The sequence below is a fragment of the Chryseobacterium piperi genome, from assembly GCF_002285635.2.
GTDB lineage: Bacteria > Bacteroidota > Bacteroidia > Flavobacteriales > Weeksellaceae > Chryseobacterium > Chryseobacterium piperi.
The window spans coordinates 1743774-1768005 of the sequence record NZ_CP023049.2 but is presented as its reverse complement, the minus strand read 5'-3'; the positions used below and the strand labels follow the sequence as shown (position 1 = coordinate 1768005).

Genomic DNA, 24232 nt, shown 5'->3' with positions numbered 1-24232 from the left:
AGGCTGTAAAAAGATTATGAAGAAGAAAAATTTACTAAAAGGGGTTTTATTTGTAGGTATCGGGGCTAGTGTATACGGTATGTTAGCCACATTTGTTAAGATGTCTTACCATGAGGGATACACTACATCTGAGGTTACAACATCTCAGTTTATGTTAGGATTAATAGGACTTTTAATCCTGAATTTTATTCAGACAATTACTTCAAAAACAAAGCTACCGGCGCCTAATCGCAAAGAAATTAAAATGCTTATGCTGGCGGGTACTTCATTAGGTTGTACAAGTTTGTTTTATTATATCGCTGTTCAGTATATTAATGTTTCTATAGCTATTGTATTATTGATGCAGTCGGTTTGGTTCAGTGTGGTTGTAGAAAGCTTTTTAACCAAGAAATTTCCCAATGCCCGTAAAATAGTAGCGACCGTTGTTGTTTTGCTGGGAACTGTTTTGGCAACCAATCTGATCAATGTTGATATAGAGTTGGACTGGCATGGTGTTTTCTGGGGATTGATGGCTGCTTCATCTTATACATTAACGATGTTTACGTCCAATACATTGGCGACTCATTTACCGGCATTTAGAAAAAGTATCGTAATGCTGGCAGGAGGTTCTGTTGTTGTGCTTGCTTTTTTATTTTTCGCGCAGATAGGACCTTTGTATTTTGATGGACTAAAATCCGTTTATTTAAATTTTACGGATAACACACAGCACATCCATTCTTTCGATTATTCTATATTCTGGACTTATGGTTTTGTGCTTGCTTTGTTCGGGACTATTATTCCTCCGATTTTATTTAATTTGGGATTTCCGAATACAGGATTGGGCCTTGGGAGTATTATTTCATCTTTGGAGCTTCCGGTTTCTGTAACGATGGCTTACATTTTATTAGGAGAAAAAGTACTTTTAATTCAATGGGCTGGAATAGTCTTGATTTTATTAGCAATTGTGCTTATGAACCTTCCTTCTAAAAAAGAATTGGAAATAGCAGAAGTAGCTTAAAAATAACGATAAAAAATAAGTATAATAAAAACCGTTTCTTTTGAAACGGTTTTTTTAATTTTAATATCTAAATAAAATTCATGAAATATTTCAAGAATACCATAACAATCCTGGTGCTTGTATTAATGCCGGTTTTGTTATTTTCTCAACTCAAGTCTTTGGATGCGATGCTGAGCAATTATCAGTATCCATATGAAGTTCATTTCCTTAACTTAAAGTCTCAAAAACAGGAATTGAAAATGGCTTATATGGATGTACAACCTAAAACGCCAAACGGAAAAATAATTATGCTTCTTCATGGAAAAAACTTTAATGGAGCGTATTGGGAGCAAACAGCGAAAGATTTATCAGATAAAGGGTTTAAGGTTATTATTCCGGATCAGATTGGATTTGGAAAATCTTCAAAACCTCAAAATTATCAGTTTTCATTTGCTCAGCTCGCGGTGAATACCAAAGCTGTTTTAAATGAGCTTAAAATTAATAAACTTATTGTTTTGGGACATTCGATGGGAGGAATGCTAGCCACGAGATTTACATTAATGTACCCGGAAATGGTCAATCAATTGATTCTTGAAAACCCTATCGGGCTAGAAGATTATAAAGTTTTGACAAAATATCAGACAATTGATGATGCTTATCAGTCTGAACTCAAAAACAGCTATGAAAGCTATAAAAACTATCAACTAAAATTCTATTATGATAATCAATGGAAGCCTGAATACGATCGGTGGCTGGACCTATTAGCCGGTTGGACTCTCAATAAGGATTATCCACAGGTGGCGTGGAATGCGGCATTGACAACGGATATGGTTTTTAATCAACCTGTGGTATATGAGTTTAAAAATATAAAAGTTCCGACATTATTGATCATCGGAACAAGAGACAGAACAGCAATAGGGAAGGATAGGGCACTTAAGGATATTCAATCCCGAATGGGACAATATCAGGAACTGGGCAAGAAGACCCAGAGAGAGATTGCAGGGTCAAAATTGGTAGAACTTGAAAACGTAGGACATCTTCCACATATTGAAGTATATCCTAAATTTTTTGATGCTTTGTACAATTTTATTAAATAAAAAAGAAATGAAGCTGTTTTATAAAGCAGCTTCATTTCTTTTCATGGTCAGTATGACGAACATTCCTATTCCGGAAAAAATAAGACATGATATGCCTAGTTGCTGTATAAAGCCAACCGCTACTAACCCGACTCCTATGAGGGTATAGTAGATTAATCCTAAAACGGCTCCGGCACTTCCTTTTTCATTATTATATCGAATTAAAACAGTACTTAAGATATTAGGTATGGAGATGCCAAATGCCATAACGATAAAGCAAAACGGAATGAGAAATAGCATGCGCTCTCCGGCAATCCAAATAAAGATAGAAGCAGTAAAAGAAATGTAGACTCCAAGTCTGACCAAAGTTGAAGAAGAAATATTTTTTTGTAGTAAAAATCGATTAATATGGGCTCCTGTAAAGGTTCCCGCTGCTAAAATAATACTGCTGTATCCAAACTCATAGGAAGTAAAACCGTTTTGCCTAAATATGAAGGGAGCTAATGAATAATAGGAAAAAAGCATCACATTAAACCCCATAATTAAAAGGCAGCTTTTTATTATTTCAACATCTGATAGCATCCTTTTTGAAAGGTGAGCTAAGGATTTAAAATCAATTTTTCGTCCTGTATGATGGGTTTCAGAAATCTTCAGTTTTGATAAGATTAAAAATAAAACCGCTAAAATAAATACAATACAGAAGACACCCCAATATCCTATTGAAGAAGCGAATATAGAGCCTGTAATCATCCCGATGACCGGACTGATGGATAATCCTATACCAATCCACGAAAATACTTTTGCAATCTGTGTCTGATCATAGGTGTCCCGTAGAATTGTCTGAGTGACGATGGAGCCTACCGCTATTCCAAAAGCAGATAATATTCTCGAAATAAGGAGAATGATAAAATTAGGCGCAAAAATGGCTATGAGCGAACCGATGGCGTAGGTCATCAACCCGTATTCCAGCGATTTCTTTCTCCCTATTCTGTCGCATTGTATACCCCAGAATGCAACCCCCAAAGCAAATGCAATAAAGTATAAACTTATGGTTAATGCGACTGATTCTTCTTTAATATGGAAGTGCTGCTGTACAGAAGGTAATACGGGACTGTAAATGGTTTCAACAAATTGAGGCAGCATTAATAACAGCATGAGCAATCCAATCGGATTTGTCTTTTTCATTACTTTTTTTTTGCAAAGATTTGAAAATTTCGACGTATATTTATAATGATATAAAAACAAAAAATATCAAAAATAAGACATGGCTTTACTAGCGCAAAGTGATGATTTTAATGCCGATGGCATTTCAGAAAAGGTAATAGGTATTGCTTCTGATATGGTGGAGCATGACTCAGGACTTCACTTTCATCATACTAAATCACAGTTACTATATGCTCCTTCAGGGTGTATGACGGTTACTACTTCTGATCAACAGTTTATCTTACCTCCATTCAGAATGCTTTGGATTCCTGCCAAGGAGCCACATAGAGTGAATTTTCGTAATATTGTAGCTTATCGGTCTATTTATTTTGATGAAGATTATGCCCAGAAATACTTTAAGGAAAAATTAAAGGTGCTGCATGTAAATCCTTTGCTCAAAGAAATTATTGAAAGGATCTGTTTTTGGGAGCATACTGGTCTCAGTACTGCTCAGGAAAGAATTTTGAAAGTTTTCTGGGATGAAATCAATTCTTCACCTGAAGAAAATTTAAGGCTGACAATGCCTGGCGATGTACGACTTAAAAAAATAACGGAAGAGTGGACATTAAGGAAATCATTACCTCCCAGGTTGAAAGATCTTTCTGAGAGAGTGGGGGCAAGTGAAAAAACAATTAGCAGGATCTTTGTGAAAGAAACCCGATTATCCTACCAGGAATGGAGACAGCAATGGCGTCTTCACAGGGCTGTTGAGCTTTTGGTTGATGGGAACTCTATAGGGGATACTTCTTATGATCTTGAATTTTCTTCAGATAGTGCTTTTATAGAATTTTTTAAGAAGCAGACCGGATTCACCCCTTTGCAGTACCTGATGAAAAACGGATAAATAAAAAGAGGTTTTCTAAATATAGAAAACCTCTTTTTGTATGTATTGTTGTCTGAATTATTTCTTTTTGTAAGCAGCGTCTTTGATTCTAGCTTTCTTACCTCTAAGATCTCTGAAGTAATAAATTCTAGATCTTCTAACTCTACCTCTTCTGTCAACTTCAATTTTCTGAAGAGCTGGCATGTTGATAGGGAATACTCTTTCTACACCAATATCACCACTCATTTTTCTGATTGTGAAAGTTTTTGTAGAACCTGTACCTCTTAACTGGATAACTGTTCCCTTGAAGAACTGAGTTCTTGTTTTTTGTCCTTCCTTAATTTCGTAATACACAGTAATTGTATCACCTGCTTTGAATTCAGGAAATTCTTTTTTTGTAATGTACTTGTCTTGTACGTACTTTAATAAATCCATTATTAATAAAATAAAATGTTAAGGCTAAGCAACTTACACGTTTTTCGTCAGAGGTTGAATAACAGGTTGCAAATGTACAAAATTAGTTTTGAATATACCAAATAAATTTATGTTATTGAATAAGATATTTTCAATCAGTTTTTGATCTGAAAACTTAACGGTTTCTTCACCTACCCGTGAGACTCAGTTTATATGGGAGTTTTACTTTTGCCCGAAATAAAAATTTAAAAATATTTTTTTAAATTACTGATACACAATTTAAAAACTCTAAAACATCATCACTTAAAAATTAATTAATTATGAGATTTTTTTTACTCTTTTTTTGTTTTGTCGTCCAGATTGCATTCGGACAAACTTTATTCCCTTACTTACAAAATCCGACACCTAATTCGATGATCGTTAACTGGAAGACATCTTCCAATAATGAAACCACCGTATTGTATGGGAATTCACCCACGAATTTGAATGTTACCGTAACCGGAACCACTAATATTTTTTCCGATACAGGCTACAATAATAACTATTATTATCATACGGCGAAAATCACCAATTTGCAGCCTAATACAAAATACTATTATAAAATTAAAACAGGAACAAGCGAATCTGCAGTATATAACTTCAGAACGCTGCCATTACCAGGTCAGCCTGTCACTGCTGATGGTAAAATACGTTTCCTGATTATGGGCGATAATCAGATCAAAGCAGAACCAAGATATGATACACTGACTCTGAATGCCTATAAAAAATTAAAACAGAAATTCGGAGCAGGAACAGATCCTTCGGATAATGTTGCGCTTACATTTATGGTAGGAGATCAGGTGGATGTAGGAACCCTGGATCATTATGAAAATGTTCATTTTAAAAAGAATATTAAACTATCTCCTTACCTTCCTATTCAGACGACAGTAGGAAATCATGAAACTTACGGGACATTGGGAATGAATTCTTACTATGCCCATTTTTATATTGATGAAATTAAATATAAAAATATCAGTTCCGGAAATGAAAATTATTATGCACAGCAGGCAGGAAATGTTTTGTTTGTGAGTTTAAGTTCTGAACATACAGGATCAGCACAACAAACCTGGCTACAGCAAATTTTAAATGAAGCGAATAATGATCCGACAGTAGATTGGATTATTTCATTAAGCCACAGACCTTATCAGGCAGAACAATATGTAGGGGATATTTCGACATGGGTAAGAAACAATGCCGTTCCGCTTTTGACAACATCCGGTAAATACCTGATGCATGTCGGGGCACATCATCACTTATACCACAGAGGACAATTAAAAAATACTCCTAATTATCAGATTATCTCCGGCGGAACTGCTTGGGATCAGTACTGGGGAATGTCTACCGAACAGGATTTTGATGATGTTCAGAAAACATTGACAGACTGGACCTACCAAATCGTAGAGGTGGATGTTACCAACGGAAAAGTAGATGTGGAATGCTATTCTATCGGAGGAATTTACACTAAAAAATATAATGAGCTGGTCGATTCATTTCATAGATATAAAAACCAGCCAAAACCGGCTAAACCAATAATTACCAATACTTTTTCAGCTCCAGTAACATTACCGTTAACTCTGAATGGAAGTGCTTTTGCATCACCTAATAATGAGCTTTTAAATACAACACAGTTTTTAATAAGCAAAGCTGCAGATTTTTCTGTTATTGAAAAAGAATTTTATAGAGACTATGAAAACTGGTTTGGAAAAGATGGAGCACCAGATAAAGCTAAAAATCTCAATGCTGGAGTTGATATTACCAAAGTCACTTTCCCAGCCAATTCAATATCGAACGGAACGTATTACGTAAAAACACGTTACAGAGACAGAAACCTGGAATGGAGTGACTGGAGCGATGTGAAGCAATTTGTAATTACAGGAAGTGTGGTTTCTAATCCCACCTTCGTATTAGATGCTTCCGAATATCAACAGAATACGCCGGTAAAAGCTACCTATACGGGAGGACCGGGAAACTTAAAAGATTGGGTTGGTATTTATAAAAAAGGCCAGGTTCCCGGAGCTGTCACTTCTCAGGCATATCTTTATACCAACGGACAGACAGCAGGAACAGCTACCTTTAATAATGGCTTTGCAAGTAAAGGACAGTATTTTGCCGGATTTTTTGCAAATGATGGGTATACGGAAATTACACCCAGAAAAAATTTCTACGTAGGACCTAAAGTACAACTACAGGCAACCGCAGATGCTTATCCTGTAGGAGGAACTGTAAAAATTAACTTTACCAACGGACCGAACCTTGTAAAAGACTGGATTGGTATTTATAAAATGGGACAAACTCCGGGAACGAATACCTCTTCGACTTATAAATATGTAACAACACCATCCGGAACGCTGGATTTTACAGGTCTTTCCAAAGGATATTATTTTGCACAGTATTTCCTGGAAGATGGCTATACGGCGATTGGAGAAAAAGTGTTCTTTAAAGTGGGAGATATTGTTACAGAGCTATGGATCAACAAGCCGGTGTATACATTAGGTGAGAGTATTACTGCTTCATGGACAGACTCTCCGGGAATTATCAAAGACTGGCTGGGTATTTATCCGCAAAATATCCAGACTCCTGATGATAATTTTGTGTCCTATACTTATTTTGACGGCATTACACAAGGAACAAAGTCATTGCAAGGCGCTGCATTGCCAACCACTCCGGGGAATTATTATATGGTGATGTTTACCAATGATTCATATACGGAAGTATCAAACAGAATGCAATTTCAGGTGACTTCATCAACATTAAAAACGGGTGAGGTGGAAAGAAGTACTGAGAAAAATGTGATTTTATATCCGAATCCTACAAAACCCGGAGAACCTACCCTTATTAAAAGTGATTATCCTATTGAAAAAATTGAGCTGTTATCAGCTTCAGGAGATTTACTCTATGAATCTAAAAATGTACATAATCAGCGATTCTCATTAGTCAATGAAAATCTGCCTAAGGGCGTTTATTTTGTAAAAGTTCATACAAGGAAATTATTTACATTGAAACTTATTGTACAATAAAAATTATAGAATACAATAATAAAAAAACCGGGAATCATTTCCAGGTTTTTTTAATTTATAAATATTGATCTTTTTTTCTTCTTAAGAAATGATCTAAACCCAATGCTTTATATCCATAGAGCGAAAATAAACCCAACAGCATTATATATAATACCTGAGGTAAGAAAAAGAAATAGGTTAACCATGTAAACTGATCCATAGGATAGATACCTGTTTTAGGGTCAACAGGAATCAACTCTGTAGGAATAGCGTGAAGATCTTTTGAAATCAATGCAACGAGCATGATGACAATTAATGATAAAGAACTCAATCTGGTCAACAGCCCTAATAATAAAAGCAATCCCCAGAATGCTTCATTAAAAGCTACAAAGTTAGCCATCAACTGAGGATTGGGGAACCCAAGTTTGGTGATGGTATTCAACATATAACCTTGAAAAACCGGATGAAATAATTTATTATATCCGGTTATGAAAAAGAACAGGCCAATGCTTATTCTACAGATTACATAAAATACATTACCTATTTTGTCTAAATTTTCTTTTTTCATTGGTGGTTTATAAAGATCTTAATCCTGTGTTGATTTTAATGCCCAGGCAATTAAGGGAGCCTGTATAAATAATCTTGCTAATCTTTGATTATCCGTATTCAGACCAAAAGAATCTCTTCTATTTTGGTATTGGGCAATATTTCCGGGAAGGACAGCTGCAAAAAAACCAGCGACTACTTTCCCCATACTTGCGCGATACTTTTTTGGGGTAACAATGGTGGCTGTTCCTAAAAGTATTTCGGCAATTCCTGAATAAACAACTGTATCATCTTTTTTTGGGGCACCCAATCCGGAACCTGAGCCTGAAACTCTTTTCTGGCAAAGGTAAGATGGCCGATTCCTGCTGTAATAAGAAAGGCGCCAAGCGCTATTCTTGATAGGTCTTTTGTTTCCATAATAGTATTGATTTGGTGTGTTGGTATGATTTAAAAAACACCAAAATCCAGACCATTAGCAAAAAGCGTACTTCTTTAGCTTAGTAAATAATATCTGAAAGCAGTATAACCTCCTAGGTTTCAAAAATCTATAGTGTTTTATTTAAAATATGCTTTTTAATTTTAATAAAATTTGATAATCAGTAGTATATGTTTAATGCAACTGAGCTTTCGTGTTTGTTTATTTTTCTTGTCATAACAAGATTGGTCTGCATATTGCCGGATCATGGTTATTGGTAGGGCATGTTCAATTTTAAAACTAAAAGCTATGAAACCCAAACAAATTCTCGGAGTTCCAGCTCAAATAAAAGGTGGATTTCATGACACTGAAAGCCAAAAACAATTTGAAAATCCGATAATAACCGGACAAAAATTTGAGATACTAAGACAGCGGTTTTTCTCAGTCAACCAATGGCAGGAGTACACCGGCAAAAATTCAGCAGATTTCAGACTTTATGATTTTAAGGGAAATCCTATTGATCGATCTCCTGAAATAGGGGATTTTATACGGATTGATATACCAGGACCAGGTGAGAAAGAAGCCAATGGATTTGATTGGGTAGAGGTCATTAATAAGTCTCATCAGCTTTCCGATCAGTTTGAATACTTTCTGATGACCTGTCGGCCTTCAAAAGTTCCGGGAAATTCTGATAACGATTATATAGCACACTTTTATGGAAACCAGGCGAGCTCTACATTCATGATATCAAAAACTGCCAATGAAATAAAAGCTGCTATTTATGGGAGGAACGAGGTACCGAATTATGATGCTCAATGGATAGATAAAATCAGAAATGTATTGGTTGCTGTGGGAGGAATGATGGGAATTTCAAAAATTCAATGGAAAGCACTCTCAGATGGGTTGCTTGATTTTTGAGTAACATAGAATTTGATTTTATATTTACCTTTTAAAAATAAAAAAACAGCAATAGATAATTTGCTGTTTTCTCTGTTTTAGGCCTAAAACATGTCAAATAAAAATCCTCTATACCGGAAATATGAGAAAATTTATTAAATTTAACCAACAGAAAAATCTAAATATTTCATGATAGATAAAAGAGTAAAAAATGCAAAGGAGGCCATCGAAGGAATTCAGGATGGAATGACTTTAATGCTGGGCGGATTTGGTCTTTGCGGAATACCTGAAAACTCCATTAATGCTTTAGTGGAAAGCGATGTGAAAGATTTGACCTGTATTTCCAACAATGCAGGAGTTGATGATTTCGGATTGGGATTACTGCTTCATAAGAGACAAATAAAAAAAATGATTTCTTCTTATGTAGGAGAGAATGCTGAATTTGAAAGACAGATGCTTTCCGGAGAACTTGAAGTTGAGCTTACTCCACAAGGAACTCTGGCGGAAAAATGCAGAGCAGCTCAGGCTGGAATTCCAGCTTTCTATACACCTGCAGGATACGGAACAGAGATCGCCGAAGGTAAAGAGGTGAAAGATTTTGATGGGAAGCCCCATATTCTGGAACATGCTTATAAAGCTGATTATTCTATCGTAAAAGCCTGGAAAGGAGATTATGCAGGAAATTTAATATTTAAAGGATCTGCAAGAAACTTCAATCATCCAATGGCCGGTGCTGGAAAAATTACGATTGCTGAAGTAGAAGAGTTGGTGGAGCCTGGGGAATTAGATCCTAATGAGATTCATATTCCGAGTATTATGATTCAGCGAATCTTCCAGGGAGAGAAATTTGAAAAGAGAATTGAACAAAGAACCGTGAGAAGCAAAGAATAAATTCACGGAAAAAATATCTTGAACAAAAAATAAAAGCGCTGAATACTTCATTCAGCGCTTTTTGTTTATTCTTCCGATATAAGCATTTTTCGTTCACCAATCTGTTGTCGCCACATGGCATAGTATAGTCCTTTTTCTGCAATCAAGTGATCATGAGATCTGGTTTCTACTATTTGTCCGCGTTCAAGTACATAAATTTGATCTGCATGCATAATCGTGCTTAAACGATGGGCAATGAGTACTGTAATTTGCTCTTTTTCTTTCGAGATATCTTTAATGGTAGAGGTTATTTCTTCTTCGGTAATGCTATCTAAAGCTGAAGTTGCCTCATCAAAAATTAATAAATGAGGCTTCCTTAAAAGTGCTCTTGCAATGGCAATTCTTTGTTTTTCTCCACCGCTTAATTTTAGGCCACCCTCACCGATGACAGTTTCAATACCTTTTTCGGCTCTTTCCAGTAGGGCCGTACAACTTGATTTCTGTAAAGCGACCTGTAGATCCGATTCTGTAGCCTTAGGATTTACAAAAAGAAGATTTTCTTTGATGGTTCCTGCAAAAAGCTGCGTATCCTGAGTTACAAAACCAATTTGATTTCTCAATTCATCAAAATCAAATTCCTTTCCGTTAATACCATTATAAAAAATATTTCCTTCCTGAGGTCTGTAAAGACCAACAAGTAACTTTACCAATGTACTTTTTCCTGAACCGCTGGGTCCTACAAAAGCAATAGTTTCTCCATTTTTAACATTAAAAGAGATGTTGTTTAAAGCTTTATACTGGGCTGACTGGTGTTTGAAAGAAACATGCTTAAATTCCAGTTCTTCTATGGCTCCAATTTGTTTTGGGTGAAGAGGCTTTTCTTCTACCTCTTTTTTCATTAATCGGTCAAAATTATTAAGAGACGCCTCTGCTTCACGGTATGAAATAATGATATTTCCTATTTCCTGCATCGGTCCGAAAATAAAAAAGCCATAAAACATCAGAGATAAATACTGTCCGGGAGTAACGATGTTTTTAAAAATTAAAAGGAGTAGGGTCATGGTAATCATCTGTTGGAGAAAATTGACCATAGTTCCCTGAATAAAACTTAAAGAGCGAATGCTTTTTACTTTTCTAAGTTCAAGTCCAAGGATTTTGTATGTGTTATTATTTAGGCGAATAACCTCCTGATTGGTTAATCCTAAACTTTTAACAATTTCTATATTACGTAAGCTTTCTGTAGTACTTCCAGCCAGAGCCGTAGTTTCCGAAACAATATTTTTCTGAATGCTTTTGATTCTTTTACTTAATAAATTCGTAATAAATGCAATCAGAAAAATTCCACAGATGTACACGGGCATAATCGACCAATGTAAACGAATCGCGTACACGGAAACGAAAATAATACTGACTAAAATTCCAAAGAAAATATTAACAAAATTGGTGATAAACTTTACAGTATCTTCTCTTACTTTAGTTAGAATCGACAATGTTTCACCACTTCTCTGGTCTTCAAATTCCTGAAAAGGAAGGGCCATAGAATGCTTTAAGCCGTCGGTAAAGATTTTAGCACCGAACTTTTGAGTAATAACACTTACTGCATAATCCTGAAAAGCTTTGGCAATTCGGCTGACCATAGCGGTTCCGATAAGCAGGGATAAAAAATAAAATACTCCGTGGTATATGCCATCACCATATAAATATTGGTTCAGATTTCTGGGTAAGAGCTTTGCCTTATCAAAAAAATTGGGGTGAGTGACCAACTGATCGAGTATATTCCCTGTAATAGCGGGAGCAAATAAAGAAAAAACCTGATTAATGGTTGCCAATAACAGTGAAAGAGCAATCAGCCATTGGTAAGGTTTGAGGTATCTTAAAAGTATTTTCATTCTAATAAATAATGTTGCAAAATTAGAGATATTATTTTGACTTATGGTGCTATTAATTTTGAATAATAAAGCCCTTTTGTATTCGATTGAAAATATTTAAATTGCAGTCTAAGTTTTTATTATGCTCACAAAAGAACAAATTGCCAAAAGAATTTCAAAAGAACTGAAGGATCGTTACTACGTCAACCTGGGAATAGGCATCCCTACTTTGGTTGCGAACTATGTTCCAGATGGTATTGATGTAGAATTCCAGAGTGAAAACGGAGTCCTCGGAATGGGACCTTTTCCTTTTGAAGGAGAAGAAGATGCTGATATTATCAATGCCGGAAAGCAAACCATTACTATACTACCTGGAGGATCATTCTTTGATTCTGCATTCAGCTTCGGAATGATCCGTGGCCAGAAAGTAGATTTAACAATTCTGGGAGCGATGGAAGTTTCGGAAAACGGAGACATTGCCAATTGGAAAATTCCCGGGAAGATGGTAAAAGGGATGGGGGGAGCGATGGATCTTGTAGCTTCTGCAGAAAATATTATTGTTGCGATGATGCACGTAAATAAAGCTGGAGAAAGTAAAATCTTAAAGAAATGTACCCTTCCGTTAACCGGAGTCAACTGTGTAAAAAGAGTGGTGACTGAGCTAGCTGTATTAGATGTAACTCCTGCTGGTTTTAAGCTTGTTGAAAGAGCGCCCGGAGTTTTGGTAGAACATATTATCAAATCTACAGAGGCAGACTTGATCATTGAAGGAGAAATTCCTGAAATGCAATTCTAAATAAAATAAAAACCTTGTCACTGGCAAGGTTTTTTTATGATCTCAAATATTTGAGCTGGCAAAGATGAGCTTCGCTGACTAAGTTAACTGATCAATCACAAACCAATGCAAAGGCAAAATCGCTGATTTGTAAAATGGTGAATTTCACGAGAGTTTGTCATTTCGATTTCTATGACATTTCCAATTGATTTTGATAAAAAGTTTTGTTTTTAATTAACGAATAAATTCGGTGTATAATTTTGTTTCGTACCGCATTTAAAACAGACATTTTATTTTTACCTTCTGACACTTTTCTTAGATAGTAGACAGCCAAATCATTTTTAAACCGAATAGCGCTCATTGCAGCGAGATGAAGAATTTTTTTTAATTCCTTATCTGCCAGGGGGGATACTTTTGATTTGTACTTCAATGAAGTACCAGATTGATACTCAAATGGCGCTACACCAGCATAGCAGGACATTTCTCTGGCAGATTGTATCTCGGTAAAGCCGTTGGTTTTAATAAGCATGTTAGCAGCCAAAACTTTGCCTACACCTGGTATCGTTTGAATTCGATGATATTGATCTTTCAAGACTTCGTCATTTTCAATAAGATAGAGGATTTTATCTTCAATGAATGAAATCTGTTTGTCTAATAAGGCAATGAAGTCCTTATTGAGTTTTAAAAGGTCTTTATCCTGCATTCCTTTTAGAAGCGACTGGTCTGCTAACTGGGTGAGTAAAGCTGCTCTTATTTTAACACGGAGTCTTCTCTCAGTATTTAAGAGTTTGATTTTTTGTAGTGTTTTACTGCAAGGACTCCAGATACGTAGATCAATATGGTGTTTTTCTAAGAATAAAGCGATTCTTTTACTGTCTATTTTGTCATTCTTACCTCTTACCAGGCCTATACTTCTCTTTATATGAAGTGGATTAATAACATAAACCTTAAATTCAAAAAGGGGTAAAACTTCATAAAGGTGATAATTATAACGGCCAGTATTCTCCATAGCTATCATCACTTGGTGTTCTTTAAATTCTTTAAAAAACTTTTTTAATGCTTTTACCGTGTTTTCTATCGTAAAAAACTGAAAGGTAGAATCAATAAGTACACTAATATCGAGAGTAAGCTTGCTCACATCAATGCCAATAATTACATTTTTCATAAATTTGTTTTTGCATATTAATAAGAAGAGATCTTATCATTAACTCAACTCCTTGATAATGGGTCATTAGCCCGAATTTCTATCTGAGATTGTGATAAGAAAGTGTTTAAGTCTTAATCGAAATATGAGTTTTACTCTAAGACAGGGTTAGTTTACTTAAACACTTTTCTCTTCTTTAATTCTATAAATTTAACTATTTACAAATCTAAAGGACGATAGGAGAAATCTCTTAATGAGTGATTCGAATCTTAAATGTTTATTTTTTTATCTGCGTGTGCTGTTTTCTTAAAAAACAAAAAGGCCATTTCTTTAATGAAACAGCCTTTATATATTATTTTAAAATGATTAGTTTGTCAATCTAATTTCTAACCTCTCATTTCTAACTTCTTATTTTTTATTTTCCATCCTGTGCTCCGAAAACTTTCTGCAAAACACTCGTCGTTCTCATAGCGGGATTATTACGGATTCCATTTTCTTTGTCTGCAACCATTTTAAACATTCCGTTAATGGTTTCTGTAGTTACATATTGGTTAAGGTCTGTGGTCACAGACTGCCCTGTAAATGTGTTGTATTTCGAAATTAAGTTTTTCCATACCGTATCAGCACCTACTTTTCCTAATGAAGCTTTTACCTTTGGCTGAAAAGCTGTAAACAGCTGGTTTTGGGTTTTGTCCTGTAAGTAGGTAGTAGCTGCATTATTATTTCCCAGTAAAATATTTTTTGCATCTGTGATCGTCATTGAAGTGATCGCACTGGTAAAGATAGGAGCGGCTTCGGTTACTGCATCTTCAGCGGCTCTGTTCAATAACTTTACACCCTCATCTGCAAGGCTTCCTAGACCTATTGCACGGAGTTGGGTGTCAATGGCTCTTAATTTTTCAGGCATTAAGATTTTTACCATTTCATTTTTATAAAAACCATCCGTAACCCCTAATTTTTTCACACCTTCCGTAACCCCGGAATTTAGGGCTTCTTTTAATCCCGATGAAACCTGTGTTGAGGTTAAATTATTCAGGGAAGAAGTAGCAGGCTTGTTGATTGATGTCGTCTGTGGAGTCACAGAAGTTGTGCTTTTAGCCTTTGTAGTGTTATTCAGATCAACACCTGTTTTGTTCTTAATAGTGGATTTAATCGCATCTAGAAATTGTGCCTGAGCGGAAACTGAAAATAATAATCCGGCGGCTAAAAAAACTGTTTTTCTCATTATATATTTTTGCAAAATTAGATCTTTTATACTTTAATAGGTTAAATTATTCAATGAATTTTTCAGAAAATAATTATATTCGCTTAAATCTAAATCACATACAATAATGCGTTTTTTACTGGTCTTTTCACTTTTATGTTCTAATGTGTTTTTCTCACAAACCCAATTAAATTTGATACCATATCCCCAAAAAATCAATACCTTAAGTGGTGAGTTTATCGTTCCTGCTACTTTATTGCTGGATAAGAATCTACCTAAAGAAGAAACGGAATATTTTAAAAACCGTCTGAATTCAAATTTGAAATTCAGTAATGTTGACGCGTCAGCTGCGCATTTGGTCTACTCTCAGTTGAAGAAACCAGCTGGTACAAAGCATACAGATGAATTTTATACCCTGGAAATTTCACCTAAACAAATTCAGATACAATCTTATACCCAACAGGGCTATTTTCTGGCTTTACAGACGCTGATCCAGTTATTTCAGGAGTATAAGGCAGATCAAAAAATTCCCGCTTTGAAAATAGAAGATGAGCCTAAGTTTGCATGGCGTGGAATGCATCTGGATGTTTGCCGTCATTTTTTCACTGTAGATGAAGTGAAGCAGTATATTGATTATCTGGCAATGTATAAACTGAATACATTTCACTGGCATTTAACAGATGACCAGGGATGGAGAATTGAGATTAAAAAATATCCTAAGCTGACCGAAATAGGTTCGAAAAGAAAAGAATCGATGATCGGGGCTTATGTTGACAATACATTTGACGGGAAGCCTTATGGTCCGTATTTTTATACGCAGGAGCAAATTAAAGATGTTGTTAAATATGCTCAACAGCGACACATTACGGTGGTTCCGGAAATTGAAATGCCGGGTCATGCTTTGGCTGCATTATCTGCTTATCCTCAGCTGGCTTGTACAAAAGGTCCTTTTGAAGCTGCTACCAAGTGGGGCGTATTTGATGATGTATTTTGTCCAAAGGAGGAAACCTTTACGTTTTTAGAAAATGTTCTGGATGAAGTGATTCAGCTCTTTCCTTCTCAGTATATTCATATTGGAGGGGATGAATGTCCTAAAACAAGATGGAAAGAATGTGCACATTGCCAGGAATTGATTAAAAAGAACAATTTAAAAGACGAACATGGTCTGCAAAGTTATTTTATTCACAGAATCGAAAAATATGTCAACAGCAAAGGCCGGAAAATTATCGGATGGGATGAAATCCTTGAAGGCGGCCTGGCTCCTAACGCAGCTGTTATGAGCTGGACAGGAGTAAGCGGGGGAATTGAAGCCGCTAAAACAAAACATTTTGCAGTGATGACTCCCGGTGCTTTTTGTTATTTTGACCATTATCAGGGAGACCCACAGTCTGAACCCAATGCTTTTGGTGGATATACACCATTAGATAAAGTATATTCATATAGCCCTGTTCCTGCAGAACTCAATGCAGAGCAGGCGAAATATATCTTAGGCGTTCAGGGTAATTTATGGACTGAGTATATTCTGGACTTCAAACAAGTTCAGTATATGATTTTTCCGAGACTGATGGCTCTTTCGGAAGTAGGTTGGGGAACTTCTGATCCCAAAGGATATAAGAACTTTGAAAATAGAGTGATTCAGCAGTTTAAAATACTGGATCAGATGAAAGTGAATTATGCCAGAAGCATTTATAATATATCAGGGAAAGTAATCCATGCCAGTAACGGTGTAGCTTATGAATTGTCAACATCACAAAATCCGGATGGGATAAAATATACAACAGACGGAACGGATCCAGCAATGAACTCAATGTCTTACCGGGGTGCCATTCCTGTTTCAAAACCAATGACAATCAAATCTGCTTATTTTGAACAGGGGCAGCTGAAAAGTGCTGTTTCTTCACAGCAGTTTACTCCATCTAAAACTACCGGTAAGAATATTACTCTGGAGCAGCAACCCAGTGAAAATTATTCTTTCGGAGGTGCTTTTACTCTGGTAGACGGGATTATTGGAAATCAAAAACAACTGGGGAAAACATGGCTGGGCTTTCAGGGAAAAGATGTGATAGCGATCATAGATTTAGGACAGAAAACTCAATTTTCGGAAATTTATTTCAATACTCTGGAAAATAAAGGAAGCTGGATTCATCTGGCTAAATCAGCACAGGTTTTTGTTTCTGATGATAATACCAATTTTAAAATGATTAAAGAAATTGGAAAAGATGAAATTCAGAATGCGAAAGGAAAAATAAGATTGAATGTAGAGAATCAAAATTCAAAATATATTAAAATTAAAATAGAAAATGCAGGAATTATTCCAGCCGGAAATCCGGGAGCAGATTCAAAAGCGTGGCTTTTTGTTGATGAAATAGGGGCGCTGTAGTCTAATATTTAAATCCTGTCATCTAATACCTGAAAAAATATGAACTCAAGACGAAAATTTATAAAAAATACAGCACTGGCATCTTCTGCATTATTGTTGAATCCATTAGATTTAATTGCGAAAGAATTGCCTGGAAACAATGGAATTGTCAATAAGCCGATTGTTCTCTCCACATGGAATTTTGGATTGAAAGCTAATGAAGAAGCATGGACTATTCTTGGTAAAAACCGAAGAGCATTAGATGCTGTTGAAAAAGGAGTTCGTTTGGTAGAGCTTGATCCAAGTGAAAGGAGTGTAGGGTATGGCGGACGTCCGGACAGGGATGGAAGGGTAACGTTAGATGCCTGTATTATGGATGAAAACTATAATATAGGATCTGTAGCCTGTATAGAAAATATTAAAAATCCTATTTCTGTTGCAAGGGCAGTTATGGAAAAAACACCTCATGTTATGTTGGTAGGAGACGGAGCTTTTCAGTTTGCCATCTCACAAGGTTTCAAAAAAGAAAATTTACTAACACCCGAGTCTGAAAAAGAATGGAAAGAATGGCTGAAAAATAGCAAATACCAACCGATTGTGAATATAGAAAACCATGATACCATAGGAATGATAGCACTGGATGCTCAAGGAAATCTTTCCGGGGCATGTACCACCAGTGGGATGGCTTATAAAATGCATGGCAGAGTCGGGGACTCACCTATTATAGGAGCTGGCTTATTTGTGGATAATGAAGTGGGAGCGGCAACAGCTACCGGGCATGGAGAAGAAGTAATAAGAACAGTAGGAACCCATCTGGTAGTTGAATTGATGAGACAGGGGAAAAATCCACAACAAGCTTGTAAAGAGGCAGTAGAAAGAATTGTGAAAATTGCACAACGAAGAAACAAAAATTTAAAAGATATCCAGGTAGGCTTTATTGCCTTGAATAAACAAGGAGAATATGGGTCTTATTGTATTCAGGATGGATTTAATTTTGCGGTTCACGATCAAAAAGGAAACCGTTTAGAAACACCTGAGTTTGCTTTGAAATAATAATGAAAAATCAATAGGAATGGGCTTTAGCCCATTCTCAAAAGTTTTAATAATCATTGGCTTTAGCCAAAATATAAAAATCAATATCTGAACAATGTCAAAAATAGAAATAGCTTGTTTTAATCCCCAATCTGCAATGATTGCTTTTGAAAATGGGGCGGATAGAATCGAATTATGCGACGGACTAAGTGAAGGAGGAACAACTCCGGATTTTAAAACAGCACAACAACTTCGCGAAAAAATAAATATTCCAATTTTTGTGATGATTCGTCCCCGTGGTGGAAACTTTACCTATTCTGAAAAGGAATTTGAGACGATGAAAGAAGATTTGAAGCAACTGAAATCTTTGAATATTGATGGCTTCGTTTTCGGAATTTTAGATGAATATGATGAGGTTAATATGGAACAGAACAAGACCCTGGTTGAATTAGCCGCTCCGCTGCCTTGTACTTTTCATCGTGCTTTTGACAGAGCCAATGGATTGGAGTCTTCTTTAGAAAAAGTAATTGACTGTGGTTTTAAAACGATTCTTACTTCCGGGCAAAAACCTAATGTGGCTGAAGGAAAAGAAAATCTGAAAAAGCTTGTTGAGCTTGCTGGTGGAAAAATAGAAATTCTGGTAGGAGGTGGACTTCGTTCTTCCAATATCCAGGATTTGAGAGATTTTACCAAAGCCGGATATTTCCATTCATCGGCCATTACGGATGGTGGACAGTTTGCAAGCGCGGATGAAGTGGTTGCTTTGAAAAATAAGTAAACCGTCTAAAACGAACGGTTAGTTTGTCATTCAGGGGAACAAAGTAATGTCTATTAAACTATATAAGATTCTTTTATTTCAGAAATCGAAGATTAGATTTAGTCAATGGCAAGTATGATTGAATATTTTATTAGACGCAAAGGTTTAATCGTGTGAGGTATTATTTTAAGTAAGCAAAGAAATGCGACAAAGTCGCTTAAGAAGCGAAGCGCATAAAGCAAGCTTCATCAAATCAATTTTAATTGATTATAATCTTTGCCAACTTGAAATGTAAAGTCAAAGAAATAAAACTTTGCGTTGAAAAATAAATAAAAACCCAAACAAATGACAGAAAATGAATTGTCCTATAAAGTTATAGGAGCTGCTTTGGAAGTTCATAAAAATATGGGAGTTGGCCTGTTAGAGCATGCCTATGAGACTGCAATGGCTTATGAGTTAACAAAGTTGGGTCTAAGTGTGGAACGACAAATTTGTTTACCATTAAAGTATAAGGAAATAACAATTGAAGATTCATTCAGAGTAGACCTGATTGTTGATAATAAGATAATAATCGAAGTAAAGTCAGTACTAGAGTTACACCCAGTTTTTTATTCTCAGGTATTAACTTATCTAAAACTGACCAATATTAAGCTGGGATTGCTTATTAATTTTAATAGTCCTCTTATTAAAGATGGAATTCATAGAATTGTAAATAAATTGATTGATGAATAAAACTCTCCTTTTTGTATTCTTTTTTGTCCAAAAATTCCTTTTTGCACAGCTATCCGAGCGAAGCTTATCTTCTGAATCATGGCAGTTTAAAAATGCTAAAGAAAAAGAATGGCTGACAGCAAAAGTACCCGGAACGGTTCATTTGGATTTAATGGGTAACAAACTGATTCCGGATCCTTATCAGGATGAAAATGAAAAAAAAGTTCAATGGATAGAAAATGAAGACTGGGATTATCAAACGAGCTTCAAGGTTTCAACTACTGAATTAGAAAATAAAAATATTGATCTGGTGTTTGAAGGGCTGGATACATTTGCTGAGGTTTATCTCAATGGAGAAATGGTAAAGAAGACGGATAATATGTTCAGAAAATGGGAGATTCCGGTAAAGCAATATTTGAAAACGGGTGATAATATTCTTAAGGTTAAATTGAAATCAGCAGTAAATACAGGAAAAGAGCTTGCACAAAAAGTTCTCTTTACTGTCCCTGAGAGTCCGAGGAGCTTTATAAGAAAAGCTCAATATCAGTTCGGATGGGATTGGGGGCCAAGGTTAGTAACAGCAGGAATCTGGAAAGATGTAAAATTATGCTTATGGAATCAGGCAAAACTGAAATATGTAAAAATTGAACAAAAACTTCTCACTCAGCAAAAGGCAGATTTGAATATTCACCTTGAGATTTTTGCAGATAAAAAAGGAACTTACGAGACTCTTATCAATAACAAACTTCATACAATCCAATTACAGGAAGGGATCAATCGAATTCAGATTCCTTTTGTTATAGAAAACCCTAAATTATGGCAACCCAATGGATGGGGAGATCCTAATTTATACGATATTAGCATATCTCTGAAAAAAAACTCAACCATCCTATCTAATGAGGTGGTTAGAATTGGATTAAGAACGATAGAATTAATTCAGGAAAAAGATTCCAAAGGAAAATCTTTTTATTTTAAGGTAAATGGAAAACCCTTGTATATCAAAGGGACTAACTGGATTCCTGCGGATAGCTTTTCACCAAGAATTACCAAAGAAAAATATAGGAAACTGATCAAAGATTCCAAAGAGGCTAATATGAATATGATTCGTATTTGGGGCGGAGGAATTTATGAAGACGATGAATTTTACAAGGCCTGTGATGAAAATGGAATTTTGGTATGGCAGGATTTTATGTTTGCCGGAAGTTTTTATCCGTCTGATGCAGACTTTTTGAATAATGTGAAAGAAGAAGTTACAGATCAGGTCAACCGTTTACAGAATCATGCTTCCATAGCTTTATGGTGCGGAAATAATGAGGTGGACGAAGCCATTGTCAATTGGGGCTATCAGAAACAGTTTAAGTATTCAAAAGAAGATTCTTTACAGGTATGGAAGGATTATAAAAAAGTCTTTCATGAAGTTATTCCCAATACTTTGAAAGAGACTTTAACATCGGATAAAAACATATATTGGCCAAGTTCTCCATCCATCGGGTGGGGGCATAAAGAAAGCCTGACCGAAGGAGACTCTCATTATTGGGGAGTCTGGTGGGGAGAGCAACCTTTTGAAATTTATAACGAAAAAGTAGGGCGGTTTATGTCAGAATATGGCTTTCAGGGAATGCCGACTTTAGAAACAACTAAAGCCATGTTTTCTGGAAATCCAGTGTTGAGTCTGCAAGATCCTACGATTAAAGCTCACGAAAAACATGCGAGAGGCTGGGAAATTATTAATGAATATATGAAGCGGGACTATCATGTTCCTGCTGATTTTATAAAGTTCAATTATATCTCTCAATTGCTTCAGGCAAGAGGAATGCGGATTGCTATTGAGGCTCACCGTCGTGCAAAACCCTATAATATGGGAACTTTGTATTGGCAGCTGAATGATTGCTGGCCGGTAGTTTCATGGTCTTCTTTGGATTATTTGGGGAATTGGAAAGCGCTGCATTATCAGATCAAAAGAAGCTTTGAACAGCAGGTGATTCTGGCTGAAGAAAAAGAGGGCTCTATACACTTGCATGCTATTAATGATGGTTTGAATGTATTTCAGAATGTTGTAACTGAAATTCAGGCTGTCCGGTTGAATGGAAAAATACTCAATACAATCCGGTCCAGTGGTAAGGTATTGGAGGGAAGTGTAGAATTTGATCCTGTAAAAATTGATGATCTTATCAAAGGAGTAGATAAAAATGAAGTGTATTTGAAATTATTTCTCAAGGATAACAAAGGAAAAATACTTGCTGAGAATAATTACTTTTTTGGCAGACCGAAAGATTTGAAACTGACCAAGCCTACAATTAAAATAAGGAAAATTTCCGCAGTTGAAATTGAGCTTTCTACAGATACCCTGGCAAAGGATATATACTTAATGGGAGATATACATTTCAGTGATAACTTTTTTGATTTACTTCCTGGAACATCAAAAAGAATTACATTGTCAAAGCCTTTGAAGAAAGTTGAGGTATTGAGTCTGTGGGATACTATGCAAGATTAAACTTTTGATCCACCTGTCATTTCGAACAAAGCGAGAAATCTCAAAAGTTGAAAATAATGCATCTTTGTAAATCTGAGTATTCTAAGACATATGCAAATTATATCTTGTTAAATTTACAAAAGGTTCTTCCCTTTTTACGACAGCAAATATTCTATATACAATTTTACAGCATACAGCATTGATAATAGAATTATGTGCTTTTCCCTGTTGTTTTTTTCTTTGGTAATAAGATTTTAATTCTTCATCATAAATTACGGCAGAATTAGCACCATTAAAAAGAATCGTTTTAATTCTTTTATTTCTAAGTTTACTTGTTTTAGTTTTGCCTTGAACACTTGTTCCTGATGTATGCTCAAAAGGAGCAATCCCTGCATAACAGTTGAATTTCCTTGGGTTTTGAAAACTTGTAAAATTATTCGTTAATACAATCATATAAGCTGCTGTGAGGAATCCAACCCCTTTCACTTTGGTTATTTTTTCAAAGTTTCGGTTGAGGTGTTGTTGATTATGGATTTCCTGTTTTATTTTTTCTTCAACTAATGCTATATTTTTATCCAGTTGCTGTATATGGCCCATAATATCATTAATTTCAAAACTTACATCAGCTATTTTATTGATCTGATAAAAAGCTTTTATCTCATTCTTGAACTGTGTTCTTACCTTTATCAAATGATTTCTGTAGGTAAGAAGATTTTTTATCTTAAGCAGTTCTTTACTGGGAAGGAGATAAGGTTTAAGTTCTTTGCAATATGTTTTTGCATACTTGGCAATCCTCCAGGCATCAACTCGATCATTCTTTCCTCTTTGTATTCCCTGACTTAATTTTATTTCGAGAGCCGGGACCTGATAATAGCTTATTTCTTGGCTTTCCAATATCCTGGCAAGGAGCAGCCCATAATTTCCTGTATTTTCAAAGCAATACCACAATTGAGCATTCTCTGGGATGTTTCTTGAAATCATACTTTCAATTCCTGATAGAGTATTTTCAACTTTAAAAAAAATGTCTTTCTCTTCAGAATCACTCATGATACAAACATCCAAGGTATCTTTGGAAATATCAATTCCTATAAAATAACTTTTCATAACTTTGGATTTAGGATTTATCCTGAATGAACCATTTTGAATAATGCTAAAACCTTTAATAAGCCTTAATGCTTAACATTCTAAATGGCAGATATTCAAAAGAGAAAATAAAGTCTGATACTCAGAATAGTTCTGTTCTGGAAATCTGTTTAGTTCACTTTATTTTCTCTGGTTCTTCAGAATATAATTATTATCTAATTTAATACTAATTCATTGTGTAAATCTAAAGGTAATCTGTGGTAAAAAACTAAACCATAAAAGTTTTTAAAACACTTAAGACCTAAAAAAAACATTAAGAGATTTCTTCTGCTGCTGAAATGACAAATCAGCGATTCTGTCTTTATATTGCTAGCTTCATCAGTGAGGCTATTTTTTTGCTAACCCTAAATTTATAGCATTATTATTCATCTTTGCGTTAAAAAAAATATTGAAGTAGTTAATCGCAAAGACGCAAAGAGTTTTAAAACCAATACGTTTTTAAGACGCAAAGGCGTTCCACTCAGCAAGGTAATCGCATTAATTATTACATTAAGACAATTAAATAAATCTG

Annotated in this window: 21 protein-coding genes; 12 read left to right on the top strand and 9 right to left on the bottom strand. The window is 35.4% G+C overall.

Going from position 1 to position 24232, the window contains the following annotated elements; genetic code table 11:
• The first annotated feature begins 16 nt into the window (after positions 1–16).
• Both CJF12_RS07735 and CJF12_RS07730 read left to right on the top strand, forming a co-directional pair.
• Positions 17–997 carry an EamA family transporter gene (locus tag CJF12_RS07735; RefSeq protein WP_034686652.1) on the top strand — a complete coding sequence of 327 codons (981 nt, stop codon included), beginning with the start codon at positions 17–19 and terminating at the stop codon, positions 995–997.
• An 80-nt stretch (positions 998–1077) separates the two neighbouring features.
• On the top strand, positions 1078–2073 hold the full coding sequence (locus tag CJF12_RS07730) for an alpha/beta fold hydrolase (protein WP_034686653.1): 996 nt from the start codon (positions 1078–1080) through the stop codon (positions 2071–2073).
• An 18-nt stretch (positions 2074–2091) separates the two neighbouring features.
• On the opposite strand, the gene CJF12_RS07725 is transcribed toward CJF12_RS07730, so the two are convergent.
• Entirely contained in the window at positions 2092–3237 is a 1146-nt protein-coding gene (locus CJF12_RS07725; protein ID WP_034686654.1) for an MFS transporter, read from the bottom strand.
• Positions 3238–3316: 79 nt separating this feature from the next.
• Here CJF12_RS07725 and CJF12_RS07720 point away from each other — a divergent pair, with 79 nt between their 5' ends.
• Positions 3317–4099 (top strand): AraC family transcriptional regulator, encoded by a 783-nt coding sequence (locus tag CJF12_RS07720; RefSeq protein ID WP_034686656.1) that lies wholly within the window; start codon positions 3317–3319, stop codon positions 4097–4099.
• 57 nt (positions 4100–4156) lie between these two features.
• On the opposite strand, the gene rplS is transcribed toward CJF12_RS07720, so the two are convergent.
• A complete protein-coding gene (gene rplS / locus CJF12_RS07715; RefSeq protein WP_034686658.1) occupies positions 4157–4513 on the bottom strand; it encodes a 50S ribosomal protein L19 in 357 nt (118 codons plus the stop codon).
• Between the two features lie 299 nt (positions 4514–4812).
• Here rplS and CJF12_RS07710 point away from each other — a divergent pair, with 299 nt between their 5' ends.
• A complete protein-coding gene (locus CJF12_RS07710; RefSeq protein WP_034686660.1) occupies positions 4813–7548 on the top strand; it encodes a fibronectin type III domain-containing protein in 2736 nt (911 codons plus the stop codon).
• A gap of 55 nt (positions 7549–7603) precedes the next feature.
• Here CJF12_RS07710 and CJF12_RS07705 read toward each other — a convergent pair whose 3' ends face one another.
• The 3 genes from CJF12_RS07705 to CJF12_RS20390 are packed head-to-tail and all read right to left on the bottom strand — an operon-like array spanning position 7604 to position 8490.
• Positions 7604–8095, bottom strand: a complete 492-nt coding sequence (locus CJF12_RS07705) for a DoxX family membrane protein (protein WP_034686661.1) — start codon at positions 8093–8095, stop codon at positions 7604–7606.
• Positions 8096–8113: 18 nt separating this feature from the next.
• A complete protein-coding gene (locus CJF12_RS20395; RefSeq protein WP_316930829.1) occupies positions 8114–8281 on the bottom strand; it encodes a DoxX family protein in 168 nt (55 codons plus the stop codon).
• A 41-nt stretch (positions 8282–8322) separates the two neighbouring features.
• Entirely contained in the window at positions 8323–8490 is a 168-nt protein-coding gene (locus CJF12_RS20390) for a DoxX family protein (RefSeq protein ID WP_316930830.1), read from the bottom strand.
• Positions 8491–8797: 307 nt separating this feature from the next.
• Here CJF12_RS20390 and CJF12_RS07695 point away from each other — a divergent pair, with 307 nt between their 5' ends.
• Together CJF12_RS07695 and CJF12_RS07690 are read left to right on the top strand one after the other, a co-directional pair.
• Positions 8798–9406, top strand: coding sequence for a hypothetical protein (locus CJF12_RS07695; protein ID WP_099668551.1), 609 nt, complete (start codon positions 8798–8800; stop codon positions 9404–9406).
• 168 nt (positions 9407–9574) lie between these two features.
• Positions 9575–10276: a CoA transferase subunit A gene (locus CJF12_RS07690; RefSeq protein WP_034686663.1), complete on the top strand. Its 702-nt coding sequence runs from the start codon at positions 9575–9577 to the stop codon at positions 10274–10276.
• Between the two features lie 65 nt (positions 10277–10341).
• Here the strand turns inward: CJF12_RS07690 and CJF12_RS07685 are convergent, their stop codons facing one another.
• Positions 10342–12144, bottom strand: a complete 1803-nt coding sequence (locus CJF12_RS07685; protein ID WP_034686665.1) for an ABC transporter ATP-binding protein — start codon at positions 12142–12144, stop codon at positions 10342–10344.
• A 121-nt stretch (positions 12145–12265) separates the two neighbouring features.
• Here CJF12_RS07685 and CJF12_RS07680 point away from each other — a divergent pair, with 121 nt between their 5' ends.
• A complete protein-coding gene (locus CJF12_RS07680; protein ID WP_034686666.1) occupies positions 12266–12919 on the top strand; it encodes a CoA transferase subunit B in 654 nt (217 codons plus the stop codon).
• 169 nt (positions 12920–13088) lie between these two features.
• Here CJF12_RS07680 and CJF12_RS07675 read toward each other — a convergent pair whose 3' ends face one another.
• Both CJF12_RS07675 and CJF12_RS07670 read right to left on the bottom strand, forming a co-directional pair.
• Complete coding sequence (locus CJF12_RS07675) at positions 13089–14063, bottom strand: IS110 family RNA-guided transposase (RefSeq protein ID WP_051887338.1); 975 nt, start codon at positions 14061–14063, stop codon at positions 13089–13091.
• Between the two features lie 394 nt (positions 14064–14457).
• Positions 14458–15267, bottom strand: a complete 810-nt coding sequence (locus CJF12_RS07670) for a DUF4197 domain-containing protein (protein WP_034688179.1) — start codon at positions 15265–15267, stop codon at positions 14458–14460.
• Positions 15268–15439: 172 nt separating this feature from the next.
• On the opposite strand from CJF12_RS07670, the gene CJF12_RS07665 reads away from it, so the two are divergent.
• The 5 genes from CJF12_RS07665 (at position 15440) to CJF12_RS07645 (ending at position 22599) form a co-directional block, all read left to right on the top strand.
• Positions 15440–17626, top strand: coding sequence for a glycoside hydrolase family 20 protein (locus CJF12_RS07665; protein ID WP_394336997.1), 2187 nt, complete (start codon positions 15440–15442; stop codon positions 17624–17626).
• A gap of 39 nt (positions 17627–17665) precedes the next feature.
• Positions 17666–18658 (top strand): isoaspartyl peptidase/L-asparaginase family protein, encoded by a 993-nt coding sequence (locus CJF12_RS07660; RefSeq protein WP_034688184.1) that lies wholly within the window; start codon positions 17666–17668, stop codon positions 18656–18658.
• Between the two features lie 94 nt (positions 18659–18752).
• Complete coding sequence (locus tag CJF12_RS07655) at positions 18753–19415, top strand: copper homeostasis protein CutC (protein ID WP_034688187.1); 663 nt, start codon at positions 18753–18755, stop codon at positions 19413–19415.
• A gap of 324 nt (positions 19416–19739) precedes the next feature.
• Positions 19740–20126, top strand: a complete 387-nt coding sequence (locus tag CJF12_RS07650; RefSeq protein ID WP_034688191.1) for a GxxExxY protein — start codon at positions 19740–19742, stop codon at positions 20124–20126.
• Positions 20119–22599, top strand: a complete 2481-nt coding sequence (locus tag CJF12_RS07645; protein WP_034688194.1) for a beta-mannosidase — start codon at positions 20119–20121, stop codon at positions 22597–22599. The genes CJF12_RS07650 and CJF12_RS07645 overlap by 8 nt, the downstream gene beginning before the upstream one ends.
• An 81-nt stretch (positions 22600–22680) precedes the next feature.
• Here CJF12_RS07645 and CJF12_RS07640 read toward each other — a convergent pair whose 3' ends face one another.
• The gene (locus tag CJF12_RS07640; protein WP_034683537.1) at positions 22681–23682 is read right to left on the bottom strand and encodes an IS110 family RNA-guided transposase; all 1002 of its coding nucleotides are present in this window, start codon (positions 23680–23682) and stop codon (positions 22681–22683) included.
• Positions 23683–24232 lie beyond the last annotated feature (550 nt).